This is a genomic window from Traorella sp. mt218 (genome assembly GCF_055420025.1).
Genome location: NZ_JBVAYM010000028.1, coordinates 12,836 through 27,139, shown reverse-complemented (window position 1 = coordinate 27,139; position 14,304 = coordinate 12,836). Strand labels below are relative to the sequence as shown.

13 protein-coding genes are annotated in these 14,304 nt (G+C 34.8%); 7 read left to right on the top strand and 6 right to left on the bottom strand.

Features of this window, described 5'->3' with window-relative positions:
* From ACZYT3_RS11360 to ACZYT3_RS11340, 5 genes are all read left to right on the top strand, one after another.
* Positions 1-461, top strand: a 461-nt coding sequence (locus ACZYT3_RS11360; protein ID WP_464088734.1) for a GNAT family N-acetyltransferase, incomplete at its 5' end; no start/stop codon positions are given.
* 357 nt (positions 462-818) lie between these two features.
* Positions 819-2,894 (top strand): PTS sugar transporter subunit IIABC, encoded by a 2,076-nt coding sequence (locus tag ACZYT3_RS11355; RefSeq protein WP_464088733.1) that lies wholly within the window; start codon positions 819-821, stop codon positions 2,892-2,894.
* Between the two features lie 15 nt (positions 2,895-2,909).
* Positions 2,910-3,734: a PRD domain-containing protein gene (locus tag ACZYT3_RS11350; RefSeq protein WP_464088732.1), complete on the top strand. Its 825-nt coding sequence runs from the start codon at positions 2,910-2,912 to the stop codon at positions 3,732-3,734.
* Positions 3,735-3,949: 215 nt separating this feature from the next.
* The gene (locus tag ACZYT3_RS11345) at positions 3,950-4,783 is read left to right on the top strand and encodes a tRNA 2-thiocytidine biosynthesis TtcA family protein (protein WP_294561576.1); all 834 of its coding nucleotides are present in this window, start codon (positions 3,950-3,952) and stop codon (positions 4,781-4,783) included.
* Positions 4,776-5,258: a DUF3783 domain-containing protein gene (locus ACZYT3_RS11340; RefSeq protein WP_464088731.1), complete on the top strand. Its 483-nt coding sequence runs from the start codon at positions 4,776-4,778 to the stop codon at positions 5,256-5,258. Before ACZYT3_RS11345 ends, ACZYT3_RS11340 begins: the two co-directional genes overlap by 8 nt.
* Before the next feature lie 43 nt (positions 5,259-5,301).
* On the opposite strand, the gene ytvI is transcribed toward ACZYT3_RS11340, so the two are convergent.
* Both ytvI and ACZYT3_RS11330 read right to left on the bottom strand, forming a co-directional pair.
* Complete coding sequence (gene ytvI / locus ACZYT3_RS11335) at positions 5,302-6,384, bottom strand: sporulation integral membrane protein YtvI (RefSeq protein WP_294561574.1); 1,083 nt, start codon at positions 6,382-6,384, stop codon at positions 5,302-5,304.
* 78 nt (positions 6,385-6,462) lie between these two features.
* Positions 6,463-7,824, bottom strand: coding sequence for an MATE family efflux transporter (locus ACZYT3_RS11330; RefSeq protein ID WP_464088730.1), 1,362 nt, complete (start codon positions 7,822-7,824; stop codon positions 6,463-6,465).
* Positions 7,825-7,884: 60 nt separating this feature from the next.
* On the opposite strand from ACZYT3_RS11330, the gene ACZYT3_RS11325 reads away from it, so the two are divergent.
* Complete coding sequence (locus ACZYT3_RS11325) at positions 7,885-8,544, top strand: tRNA1(Val) (adenine(37)-N6)-methyltransferase (RefSeq protein WP_464088729.1); 660 nt, start codon at positions 7,885-7,887, stop codon at positions 8,542-8,544.
* Positions 8,545-8,556: 12 nt separating this feature from the next.
* Here ACZYT3_RS11325 and ACZYT3_RS11320 read toward each other — a convergent pair whose 3' ends face one another.
* The 4 genes from ACZYT3_RS11320 to ACZYT3_RS11305 form a co-directional block, all read right to left on the bottom strand.
* Positions 8,557-9,294, bottom strand: coding sequence for a hypothetical protein (locus ACZYT3_RS11320; RefSeq protein WP_464088728.1), 738 nt, complete (start codon positions 9,292-9,294; stop codon positions 8,557-8,559).
* A gap of 11 nt (positions 9,295-9,305) precedes the next feature.
* Positions 9,306-10,367, bottom strand: coding sequence for an AbrB family transcriptional regulator (locus ACZYT3_RS11315; RefSeq protein ID WP_464088727.1), 1,062 nt, complete (start codon positions 10,365-10,367; stop codon positions 9,306-9,308).
* 23 nt (positions 10,368-10,390) lie between these two features.
* A complete protein-coding gene (locus ACZYT3_RS11310) occupies positions 10,391-11,842 on the bottom strand; it encodes a M81 family metallopeptidase (protein WP_464088726.1) in 1,452 nt (483 codons plus the stop codon).
* Between the two features lie 120 nt (positions 11,843-11,962).
* Complete coding sequence (locus tag ACZYT3_RS11305) at positions 11,963-13,831, bottom strand: BglG family transcription antiterminator (protein WP_464088725.1); 1,869 nt, start codon at positions 13,829-13,831, stop codon at positions 11,963-11,965.
* A 165-nt stretch (positions 13,832-13,996) separates the two neighbouring features.
* On the opposite strand from ACZYT3_RS11305, the gene ACZYT3_RS11300 reads away from it, so the two are divergent.
* Positions 13,997-14,296 (top strand): PTS lactose/cellobiose transporter subunit IIA, encoded by a 300-nt coding sequence (locus ACZYT3_RS11300; RefSeq protein WP_464088724.1) that lies wholly within the window; start codon positions 13,997-13,999, stop codon positions 14,294-14,296.
* Positions 14,297-14,304: the final 8 nt, after the last annotated feature.

Sequence of the window (14,304 nt, the reverse complement as noted above, 5' to 3'; positions counted from 1 at the left end):
ATGATACGATGATAAAAATGATTCGTCTTTGTGATGATCCTCAATATATAGAAAAAGCAGCTTCCTGGTTCTCACAGAAGTGGCAGATTCCTTATGAGGTCTATTTACAAAGCATGAATGCGTGCATCGAACGTAAAAACGGGATACCCCAATGGTATCTTGTTTTGAATGAACAGAATCGAATAGTGGCAGGGGCAGGGATCATTCAAAATGATTTTCATGATCATCCTGATCTTACACCGAATCTATGTGCACTTTATGTCGAAAAAGAGTATCAAAGAAAAAATATTGCGAGAAATTTGTTGGAATATATAAGAAAAGAAGCCGGTAAGATGGGATATGAGAAATTATATTTAGTTACGGATCATACTTCTTTTTACGAAAGATGCGGTTATCAATTTTTATGCATGGTGAAAGATGAAGAAGGAAATGAAGAGAGGATGTATATGATACATACCTGATGTCTATGGAAACAAGGTCGGATGTATAGTTTGGGTTGAGTAATTGGCCAACTGTAATTCTTCCAAACAAAATCTGCTGTTGTTCCCAGTTTTCCTTTCATGACACTACTGTTCTATATCTATGAAAATATCATTTTCCCAAAAAAATAAAATAATTATTTTTTCATTATTTGTATCATAGTCACCTTTATAAAAAAAATTTCATCTTTATGTTGACAGAAAGCGCTTTCTAGGTTAATATAGTGGCGTAGAGTGTTACTGGTGATGCAGGCATTAACTATGAAATTGTCTTATATGGATAGTTTTCTTTAGTTAGTGCCTTTTTATTTTCTAAAGAAAACGGAAAGAGAGGGAAAGATGAAAGACAAGATTTTTGAGGTCCTGCAGCGTGTAGGACGAAGCTTTATGCTGCCGATTGCGATACTTCCGGTAGCCGGACTATTTTTAGGTATCGGTGGATCATTTACGAATCCAACGATGGTGGAAGCCTATGGATTAACTTCTATCTTAGGTGAAGGAACCTTTATGTATGCGATTTTGACGGTCTTAAATAAGTGTGGTGATATCATTTTCGCAAATTTACCGATTCTGTTTGCGATGGGCGTTGCCATCGGTATGGCAAAGAAAGAAAAGGAAGTTGCTGCTTTGGCAGGTGCGATTGCTTTCTTTGTGATGCATACCGCAATCAGTGCGATGATAAGTGTTACAGGTATTGCGGAGAGCTTACCGGATGGTTCGATCACGAATGTCGTAGGTATCCAGTCATTACAGATGGGTGTCTTTGGCGGTATCATTGTTGGTTTAGGGGTTGCCTATCTACATAATAAATTTTATAAGATCGAATTGCCGCAGGTACTTTCTTTCTTTGGCGGAACTCGTTTTGTGCCGATTGTTTGTTCCGTTGTTTATCTGATTGTCGGTATTATCATGTTTTATATTTGGCCGACGATTCAGAATGGGATCTATGCCGTTGGCGAGCTGGTGCGTAATTCCGGATATGGGGGAACATTCCTGTATGGTCTTATGGAGAGAGCCCTGATACCTTTTGGTCTGCATCATGTTTTCTATATGCCATTCTGGCAGACTGCTGTTGGCGGTATGGCGAATGTGTGCGGTACGATCGTAGAAGGTGCCCAGAATATTTTCTTTGCGGAATTGGGATGTCCGACAACGACGGTATTTAATACGGAAGCAACACGTTTTATGGCCGGTAAATTCCCGTTGATGATCTTTGGTCTGCCGGGTGCAGCGCTTGCGATGTATCGCTGTGCTAAACCGGAAAAGAGGAAAATTGCCGGTGGTTTGTTGATTTCAGCCGCTTTAACGTCCATGCTGACAGGAATTACTGAACCGCTTGAATTCACATTCTTGTTCGTAGCTCCGCTTCTATATGTCATTCATTGTATCTTTGCAGGTCTTGCATATATGCTGATGCATATTTTCAAAGTGGGTGTTGGTATGACATTCTCAGGAGGTTTAATCGATCTTTCGCTTTTTGGAATCTTACAGGGAAATGCGAAAACAAACTGGTATTGGGTCGTTATCGTAGGGATTGTTTACTTTATCGTTTATTATCTGGTATTTACCTTCTTTATTAAAAAGATGAATCTGAAGACGCCGGGTCGTGAAGATGATAATGAAGAAACAAAGCTATATACTCGTGCGGATGTAAATGCGAAAAAAGAAGGAAGCGGTAATTCAGTAAGTGCATTGATCGTAAAGGGATTAGGAGGCACTGATAATATTTCGGATATTGACTGCTGTGCCACTCGTTTAAGAACAACTGTTTTTGATGCATCTAAAGTAAGTGAAGATATCTTGAAGCAAAGCGGGGCAGCAGGTGTGATCTTTAAAGGTAAAGGTGTACAGATCATTTATGGTCCAAAAGTAACGGTCATCAAATCGAATCTTGAAGATTATCTTCATCATCCATCAACTCATGAAGAGTTTGAGGTCATTGAAGAAAAAAAGGTGAGTGATGTGAAAGATGTATTCGTTTCACCACTCAGTGGTGAATTGAAGCTGATCACGGAAGCTCCGGATGAAACATTTGCGGCCAAGATGATGGGTGATGGTGTGGTCATTTTTCCTAATGATGGAAATGTCTATGCACCTTGTGACGGTGTCGTTAAGATGATCTTTCCGACCAGGCACGCCATTGGTATTGAAAGCAAAGAAGGAGTCGAGCTTTTGCTTCATATTGGAATCGATACGGTTAAGTTGAATGGAGAAGGGTTTAAATTGCATTGCGAAGCTGAACAGGAAATCAAAAAAGGTGACAAACTGCTTTCTTTTGATTTAAAATATATTCAGGAACATGCGAAAAGCAGTGCATCTGTCATGGTATTTACAAATCTTTCAGATCAGCAGCATCTTGAACTTTTGAAGCTTGGAGATGTACAGGCAAAGGAAGAAATCATTCGCTTATCCTAGTTTAGGAGGAATAGAATGTTTAAGATTATTCGAATTTTAAATCATAATGCAATTCTTGTCGCAGAGGATCATAAAGAGTATCTGATATTGGATCGAGGGATCGGTTTTGGAAAAAAGGTGGAGGATCAGATTGCCAATACCTCTTTTGAAGCTCTTTATCAGCTTCAAGGTGAAGCAGAAAGAGGCGGTAGAGAAATTATTGAAAAAATTGATCCGGCTTTTTTGGAAATTGCTCATCAGATTCTCAAGCATGCCAGTGAAAAACTGGGAAGTCTTGATCATAACATTCTATTACCTTTAAGTGATCATATTGCTTTTGCTGTTGAGAGAATAAAAAATGGACTGGTAATTTCTAATCCGTTTACCAATGAAATACGTATGTTGAATCCGGATGAATATGAAGCTGCCAGTATCTCAAAAGCAATCATTCAAAATAGACTGGGCTATGAGATCAACGAGGATGAAATCGGATATATTACCTTGCATCTGCATAGTGCCGCTACTCATGAGAAAGTAGATGAAAGCATGAAGGTGGCCATAATCGTACAAGAAAGTATCAAGATGATCGAAGAAAAGCTGAATACTTCCATCAATATGCAGTCATTAGCTTATAGCCGGTTATTAACTCATATAAAATATATGCTGGCAAGGATCAGGACCAATGAAAAATTAAATTTAGATATGGATGAATATGTACAGACACATTTTCCATTGGCCTATGAAACTGCGGAAACCATTCTGATCAAAATCGGAAGCCAGCTGCACCATACGATCCCTAGAATTGAAATTGGCTATTTGGGCTTACATATTCAGCGTATTTGCGACATAGCAAAGGAATAAGACGGATATCCGTCTTTTCTTTTAGATTATTTTGACCATAAAATCATATAGGATAATTTTAAAAAATTGATCAAGTGATACTTTCTGATCTCGACATAACAGATAAATTGTCATATTCATATGAAACAGGTCTTACTAATTAATAGGCCATGGCAAAAAACATTTACTGGTTTTTATAGTGGCATTTACTTGTAAAGTCTGATAAAATAACAGGCATGAGAGCATGGAACGAAGCAGAAAGAAGTATCGTAAAAACTTATCGTAAAGAATTATGGGCCCGTTTTGTACGAGCTATCAGTGAATATGATATGATACAAGAAGGGGATGTCATTGCTTGTTGTATCAGTGGCGGCAAGGACAGCATGCTGATGGCAAAGCTGTTTCAGGAGCTGAAACGTCATGGAAAAATTGATTTTGATGTGAAATATATCGTAATGGATCCCGGTTATAATGAAGCAAATCGTAATAAGATCATTGAGAATGCAAAGAAATTGGAAATACCTATTGAGATCTTTCCTGCCAGAATTTTCAGTTATGTCACGACCTTGCAGAAAAATCCCTGCTTTATCTGCGCAAGGATGAGAAGAGGTCATCTGTATCGTATCGCTCAGGAAAACGGTTGTAATAAGATTGCTCTTGGTCATCATTTTGATGATGTGATCGAAACGATCTTGATGGGCATGTTTTATGCAGGACAATATCAGACCATGATGCCAAAGCTGCACTCAGATAACTATGAGGGAATGGAGCTTATACGACCGCTTTATCTGATCCGGGAAGCGGATGTCTTGCGTTGGTGCAAGCATAATGATCTTTCTTTTATACGATGTGCCTGTAAATTTACCGAGGATGATGAAGTTGAACATTTTTCTAAACGTAAGGAGATCAAGGATCTGATCGCACAGCTTCATGAAGTCAATCCGTATGTGGAAAAGAATATTTTTAAAAGTTCAGCAAATGTAAATATCGGACAAATTATATCTTATTTTGATAAAGAAAAGAGTTATCATTTTTTAGATACTTATGATGAGGAGAAAAAATATGAGTAAATGTCTTATCGCAAATATTTCCAAGGAAATGATCCATGATTTAAAGCTTGACTATTCCTATCTTTCAGATCAGGATCTGCATACTAAAATGAAAGATCTGGTGCTTCAAAGTAATCAGGAAGAAACCGAGATGTCATTGTCAAATTCTTTTGTATATATGTTTGACTATGAAGAAGATAAGATGAATGAAATTACTGACAGCTTGAAATCAAAAGGAATCAATGCAATTTTTATAGCATCAACACCTCATAACCTTTCATGGACATTGAAGGATCTGCTTGATGAGGTCATGCAGGAGCATCATCTGTTCCAGGCAAAAAATCGGTTAAAAGAATTGCTTCAAAAAAAGGTGCAGATTTCTCAAAATGAAAATAAAAAACAGATTGAAAAAATTTTGATGGAGGCCTTCATCATTTATCAGGGAAGCGATGTTAATGCCATGGAAGAGATGATCAAAAGACTGGAAAACCTTTAAATCGAGAAAAATGATTTCTCTAAAAAAAATATCTTTGTATAAATCATACAGAGATATTTTTATTTTTTTGATTATTTTGTTCTTTTTTGAATAGAATGAATGAAAGCAGGATCGGGAAGCCAAATAATCCGATGATGCCGAACAACTGACCACCAACTAACATCGCCATCAAAGTTGCCAATGGGTGGATGCCCAGCTCAGCACCCACGATCTTAGGTTCAATGATATTTCTGATCACAGTGATGATTACATATACGATCAAAAGCTTCACGCCCATTGCGATATTTCCTTGAATAAGACATATCAGGCTCCAAGGAATCATGATACCTCCGGTACCTAAGACCGGCAGGATGTCAAAGATACTGATGGCAAGTGCTATTAAAATCGGATGCTCCGTACCTATCAGACTTAAACCAATAGACAGTTCAACAAAGGTCAATGTCATGATCTTAGCATAGGCTTTGATGATGACCCATAACTTGTTTTTTAAGAAATATTGGGTATCAGATAAAAATGTTCGAGCCGTATCATTTAAATGTGACAAGATATACTGAATGATCTTATCATAGTCGATGATGAAGAAGAATGATGAGATGATCGTCATGACGAATGAAATAAACAGTCCGGGAATTCCTTTTACGGCATTGGCAAGATACTGGACGATAAAATTAGATATGGTTCCCAGAAGCTGTTTTGAGCTGTCCAGCATCAATCTTGTAAGCTCATCAAGAGCACTCTTAAACTCTGGAGGCATATTTTCAGTTAATAATAATATTTCCTGAATCAGATTATCGATCGTCGGCTGAACAACATATTCATAAAATTTTGGTAATTCATTTGTTAGGCTCATGATCCATGAATAACCATTGACACATAATAGAAAAAGCAAAAAGCTGATCAGCACATAAAAAAGAAGCAGTAAGGTAATGGAAAGAATTTTTTTATTGATTTGCAGCTTTCTATGAAGATAGCGGACAGGCCGCTGGATAAAATAAGATATCAGAAAACCGATCATAAACGGAATCAAAATAGGGGCAATATACTTAAAGCCAATATATAAGAGTCCCAAAAGGATTCCATAAAATATAAAATTAATAATAAAATCTTTCTTTTTAGACATATTCATTTGCATTCCCTCTTAACAATATTATTTTACACTAATCCTGACATTATGAATAGTTTTTATATACAAAAAATAATATATTTATTTGACATGTGTCAGATCCGCAGCCCATATACCCTTACGAATTCTTTTGATTCCAAATATGAAACGTACGACTTGTTCACTTTGAGTAATAAGATATACGATCGCAACACTTTCGATATGAAAAAGATAAACACTTATAAAAGATAACGGAATGGCCACAAGATACATGATTCCCGCATCCAAAAAGGAAATGATCCTGGAATCACCGCCACTGCGTAATATTGAAAAGATCGTAAAATTAAACAAACGGAAAGCAATCTTTAAACAAAATACGAATAAAACTGCTCTTGTAGATGTATAGATAGCTTCATTTTGAATATTATAGAAGCTCATGATCAAAGGTGAACATAAAGATAACAAAGAAGCTAATAAGATTGCCAGTACAAAAGCCAGACCCATGAAATGCTTGCTTTTTTGAATGGCTCCTTCTTGATTTCCTTTTCCAAGATCATATGACAACATGAGCTGGACACTTCCTCCAAAACCCCATATGATAAAGGAGAAGAAAGCGGCAATCTGATCTCCTATATAATAAGCTTCCAAGTTTTCTCGGCTAAGACCGCCGAGTGCTTTGATGATCAAAGAGCTGCCAAAGCCAAATAGGGCTTCATTGATGATGAGCGGATAGACACGTCGTAAGATATGGCGGACAAAGTCGAAGCTAAAGGAAAACATTTCATGAAAGCTGCCAAGAAACGGCTGTTTGGTTTTGATGCCATATATGAGATAGATCAGAATGGAGAAGAAATGTGAGAGCAAGGTTGCTAAAGCGGCTCCTGAAATATACATGGCCGGAATAGGTCCCCATCCGAAGATAAAGATATAATTTAAGACGATATTGCAAAGCATGGAAAAAATACTGACATATAAAGTAAGATTAGCCTTATTGACACAGCGATAATGATAGCTGAACGTAAAAGAAACTGCTTCAAGAAGGATCGTAAATCGTGCGATATTCAAATAATCCAGGGCATGGATGATGATATCATTGTCACTGATGTAGAAACGGATCAGGTTTTGCGGAAACAGTGAAATCAAGAGCATCCAAAATAAAGCATTTATAGATGTCAGGCATAAGGAAAGACCAAATACTTTTTTTAAGTGGGCATCATCTTTTTTTCCATAGAATTGTGATGCAAAGATATTGGTGCCGCTTAAAATGCCCCATGTAATCGTAGAGGCAATGATGATTACCTGTGAAGCACTTCCGACAGCACTGATCATACCGATCCAGCTGACCATCAAAGAATCGATCATTTCCATAGCGCTTCCCAGCAATTGCTGGAGCGATAAAGGAATGGCTAGAAGGGCCGTTTGTTTATAAAAGTCTTTGTTACCGATATAATTTCTAATGCTCATACTCGATATTATATAAAAAATATTCTTTATTTTCCATATAAATTTTGATAAGATGTTGCTATGAATATGACTTATGATTATCTTCCGGGAACCGATATTTATCTTCATCAGCGTAAAGATATGTTCCGTATGAACACGGACACAGCTTTGTTAGGTCATTTTATGAAAATCAAAGAGGATGAGCGCGTCTTGGATATCGGAACAAATAATGGTGCTCTTTTGCTTTATGCCTCTTTATATACGAAAGGGAGGCTGATAGGAGTTGATGTCCAAAAAGAGGCTTGTGAGCTGGCACAAATGAATCTTAATGAGCATCATATCAAAGATTTTGAGATCATTCATGCAGATATCAAGGATGTGGTATGTGAACCTGTTGATGTGATTATCTGTAATCCCCCTTATTTTAAGGTTACCAGCGATAAGCAGTTAAATGTCAGCGATTATAAAAGGATTGCCCGTCATGAATGTTATCTTACATTAGAAGTGCTATGCGCCAGTGCAAATCGCCTGTTGAAAGAAAAGGGGCGCTTTTATTTGGTGCACCGCTCAGATCGTTTGGTAGATATCTGTGTTGAGATGCGGAAAAATGAACTGGAGATCAAGACCTTGCAGTTTATCCGTGATTGTGAAAATGATATGGCTCATGGAATATTGATTGAAGCTGTAAAGCAGGGGAATGTACACTGTAAGGTCATGAAAGAAAAAATTGTAAGCAGATAAAAAAAGCACATTCTATTGTGCTTTTTTAGAGCTGTTTCGTATGAAACTATATTTTTTCTTTAAAACAAAAAACAGCATTGTACTTAATAAAATAAATGATATTATATATAATTCATAACTGATAGCAGGGATAACGCCATTAAAACCATATAAGACGATACATAGTAACAATAAATATCTAAATTTAATTTTCTTTTGAATAAGAATTGCTGTACACAAATGAATAGATATGATGATCAAAGTTGAAAACATAATCGTGATATAATATGTATTTGGAATGGAAATAAAATTATTCATGATTTGTGTGATTTCATTATTTGTATAAAATTCAGATAAAGAGTTATATAAAGTATCATTATTGATTTGGATACAATATACAATGGCATTTAAAAATACAGGATAAATTGAAAATACAATCTCAAAAAAAGCTTCACCCATTCCCGAACTGATATATGCTTCTGTATGTTGGTGATCAATGGCAATAAAATAGAGAAATTTTTTTACTATGATCGTGGACAAAGCCATTGCCAAAACCATTATCAAAGCACTGTAAGAGGGAATCATATTATGTAAATTTGTTGAAATAAAAGGTAATATAAATCCATTGGTAATAAAATATGAAACAAAACCAAGCAAAAGATATTTCATTTTTAAAAGTTTTTTACTTCCCAATAGGAAAAGACATCCAAATGTAGATATAAATACAAGGATCATACATGTTAATATGATAAAGGGTGTGAACGTATTCATAAATATTTCTCCTAATAGACAAGTCTTATAAATAAGGTAATTACTTGCGGCATAATAGCCAATGAATAAGCAGACCTCATAACTTGTATAAACGCAATTTTTGTCAGATCGGCACCTAAGTCTGAAGCGATAAGCGACATATCAGTAGCTCCTCCGGGAGCAGAAGCCAACATTGCTGATTTCAAATCCAGCCATTTCCACTTTCTACAGAAATAACTAAAAATAAAGTTGATAAACCAATAGCTAATTAATAAAAGTAATACAGGCGTGATAATGGATCCCAGATTGCTAAAGGTTGAACTGTGAATGGTCGTTCCTACAAGTGCACCTGCCAAGAGCTGTGCTACGACTTTTGTTTGAAACGGAATTACACAGATCGTAGTGGTACAATTAAATAAAGCAATAACGAACATAGGAAAAACCATGGTGGCAGCCGGGATTCCGCTTAATTGACCCAGAAAACTTACCAGAAGGCTCAAAGATATTGTAAATATAATTTTTTGCCATTTATTTGTAAATAATTTATCTAATATGGATGGCTTTATATCATTCTTAGATAAAAGACGAGTGTCTTTTTCTATAGGAGATTCATTTCTGCTCATCCATTTGATCCAAAAAGGAAAAAGAAGCAACACTGATATCAGTCTTGATGTTTGCATTAAAGCAACAATTCCGGCATTCGCATCCATCTCCATTGCGATGATAGCAACGCTGGTAACTCCTCCTGATATGCACGATAAAAGGGAAGTGACCAGATCAAGACCGCAGTATTTATTTATAAACAGACCCATTACAAAGGTGTTAAGAGTAAGTAAAAATACAAGAAACAGAAAAGGTTTAATTAAGTATTTTGTATTGTATAAATCTTTTTTTGTGATTTGCATGCCAATGTATGCACCAGAAATTCCTTGAGCAAATATCTTAACCCATCCGGGAAGGTAAGCATATTCAAAAAAATAATTTGAAAGTCCTACAGCAATCATGCTACCGAGCATAGCTGGAGCTGAAAGCTTTAATCTTTCAGCTATTTTCCAGCCTAATATTGCAACTACTAAAGTGATTGATATATCCATTTCATATTCTCCTCACATAAGTATCAAATATTATCTAATGGATACATTGGTCGTAATACCTGTTTATAAACAAGACGTTCTGTTCGTTGCATCGTTGCTCCTTCTGTTAGTGACATGACATAGTTTTTCGCAACAGCCTTTAATTCAGGATATAGATATCCTTGTTTAACGATAATGAAATTGTATTCATTAAAGTTAATATTTGCTTTTTCATATTGATAAGGCTCTGCAAATGAACATCTATTGTCACTAACAACAACAGTAACTGGCAGATCATCTAATTTAATTGTCCAGCAATGGCCGGTCACTGCAGGATTCCGATAATGACCATGGGTTTCTCCATATGAAAGCAGCGTTCCGGATAAAGCAATTTTTTTAGATTGTTCATCAATTTCTGCACCTAATTCAAAGCTTACATGGTTACCGACTGACTGTTTGGATAAATAGATGTCACAGAGTGTTTTATCTACGATAGAAGCAAATAAAATATTTTTATCTTTATAATCCTCTAAGTTTAAAACTTGTTGCAGAACATCCGTATGACATCCGGGAGCACCAGCGGTTACATTATCGCCTGAATCAGTTAAAAAACAAGGACCTCCTTCTGTATCCATCATTGCTTTAAGTGCAAGGTCAGGTTCATCGGCATAGCCATGGAAATGAAATTCATGACGTTTACTAAAAGCATATTCAGCAATTTCATCAGCTTTTTGTGCTGCATACGCCTGATCTTCCGGATTATAAGGCACTACGATTACAGATGCTCCACATTTATCACTATCATGTCGCAAATAGCCGATATGATATGAACAGCACATGATTCGTGGATCTTTTTCAATTTCATTTAAGCGTTTATTTATTGAAACTAAAGGTTCATCTGTAGAAACGCATCGTTCACCACCTAACAAAATAGGTACTTTACGATATTCAGGATGGATATTCCTGCGCTTATTTAAAACATCCAAAAGACAATTAAATACGATCTGATGTGCTTCTTTGCGGTCAGTGTGCGGAGAATGACGGAAAGTACGAATGATATTGCAATTGTCAGCCTGTTCCTGTGAAAGATTACCATGTGGATCCATAACCATGGCAATAGGTATATAAGGACCAACGATCTTTCTAATTTCTCTTATGATGGCATGATCGCCTGAACCACCTTCTAGATCTGCGACATTGCTTGCTCCATGAAGGAAAAAGAACATGCCATCTATTTCATGAATATGCTTTTTAACAGCTTTAATAAATTGTTTTAGAATATAATCAAAGGCATCATAAGTGACTTGTCCTCCACCTCCGGCAACAGCCATTATAGAAGGTATCAATTCAATATCGTTTCTCTGTTTAACAATTTCTTGAATATACAACCGATCAGCCATGGCCTCATTTGTTATAATTGTAAAATTTTGGATTTCACAAGGCGTATCCACATATGCATTTGATTCAGCAACAAAACCACCTATTAAAATTTTCATTTGTTCCTCCTTGTATTTTATAACTAAGAGGCAGGATAATAATAACTAAAGAGATGATACTTATATTATAAATTGTCGTTTATAAGAAATGTATTTTAATTTTACCGAGTGTGTGTTAATTTAAGAAGTAAGAATATCAAAAAATTCATTGAAAGTTTTAACTTTTTGCATCTGAATCATTTTCATTTCATCACTTAAAATGCTAGCAAAGTAATCGAAAACACATTTTAAAGTAGACTGATCATTCTCATTTATTGCAATCAGAAAAACAAATTGAACACGGTTATCATTGGTCCATAAAATCTGATTAGGATTAATGAAAACTGCAATTTTAGATTTCAAAGCAGTACATGAAAAAGGATGAGGTAAGGCAAATAATTCCATGAAGCACGTAGGTGATAAATCTTCTCTTTTTTTTATTTGTTCCATAAAGTGCTCATCGATGATTTTTTTTCTTTGCAATTTAATATCCAAAAATTCTAAAACACTTTCTTTATCATAAAGTCTTTCATTATAAAAAAATAATTCCGGATCAAAATATTTCTTCGCAAGGATTTTAAAATATTCTTTATTCTTTTTATTAATCGTATCTAATATAGCGGTTTGAATTTTAACTTTATCAGAATTCGTTAATAGAGGTGTAATTAAGCAATAGTTTGATCTTGTCTGGTTTAAATTCCTTGTCGTAATAATTAAATCTATTTTTTTATTTGTTAAATCATTGGAAATGATATTTACCTTACTATAAAAATCAGAATTAATTTTATTTGTAATATACTGATCTACCATACCATATTTTTCTGTAATCAATGCGACATTGATGTGATTGTGAGTGGAACAGGCTTCTTCGATGTAATATCCCAGGTGTATAGCAATAAGACTCACTTTAGATTCATGAATCATAACATTAAATTCTATAGAGAGCAGTTTACAAAAATAAAGGGCAATGTCATAAATATACATACATGAATCTTTTAAGATGATCTGGTTTTCAGTCAGATAACTTGAATAATTGTTCTTTGCGCGTTGAAGCATTAAATAGACATGATTGACAAATACAGGAATGCTTGATTCAAAATCAATGGTAATTCTGAAAGAATCAAATGTATTTTTCAGAAGCTGAATAATCTTATTAGAAAAATCAGGGCTGATATTGTCTGATAATTGATGTGTATTGGCACGATTGTGGTTGATGATGCCTATAAGAGAATCTGCAATTTCTTTTCTTATATGATTTGTTGATGATATATTCAGTTCCTGTATAATAGAATCCGCAATCTGATTTTCTATAGTGGCATTATCATAAGATTCGGATTCATTATCTTCATCATTATGAGGTAAAGTAAGAATGGTAAAAATATTGATCATGAAACTAGTAAAATAATATTCAGGAATATAAAAACCATATTCATGAATTATTTTTTCTACTTTTTCAGATATCTTTTTTGTATCAATGTTAGTGAATGTATCTTCTAATATATCTGTGCTGAAAAAAATGTTTGAATTATCATTTAAAATCATTGAAATAATCAAACGTCTTTTATCATAATCATTTCCAGTCAAAATGATTTTATTATTTTTTCTGACAATTGTTAAATCGAAGCGTTCGATCATTTTATTAGCTTTTTTTATGAGGACTGATAAAGCTGAGGAAGAGATAAAAAACTCATCTAAAAGGTCATAAAAATCCTGTGCTTCATTTTCAAACAACAGTAATTTGATAAGCTTATTAATAAGATTATCATCATTTTTTTCATTTTCATTAAAAAGAGAATAAATAAAAGCGATATAGGCAGTATTGATTTCAATGCCTTGATTGCTTGATTTAATAAGTACTTTTGAAGTGATGGTATTGATCTCTTTGATTTCATTCCGGATCGTTTTATCGCTAATATTGAATTTAACACATAGATCACTAACTTTTAGTTTTTTTAATTTTAAAATATAAGAAAGAATATTTTTTTGTCTTACAGTTAAATCATTTTCCATAAAAATCTTCTCCATATAATATCAAGAAAATCATATCACAAACAAAATAATAAGAATTTAAAAAAATACCAGGCAAGCGGTAATTAAAAGGAATTACAGACGATGCGGTATTTAAAAATTTGAAACGGAAAATAAAACATTGTATAAAGTAGACGAGGTGGAATTATGACTAAAGAAGATGTACAGTTAAAAGCATTTCAAATTATTGCTGCGGCAGGTGATGCGTTATCTTGCTATTATGATGCAGCTAAAAATTTTAAAAGAAACGATTTAGAAGAAACAAAGCAGAAAATCAAGGAAGGAGATGAAGCTCTGACAAAAGCACATTTAGTTCAGACAGAATTGATTCGTGCTGAAGTTAATGGTGAAGATATTCCGTCAAGCTTAATATTGACTCACTCACAAGACCATTTGCTTCAGGCAATGACATGGGAGAAAATTGCACGTTTACTTATTGATGAATAAACATAAGG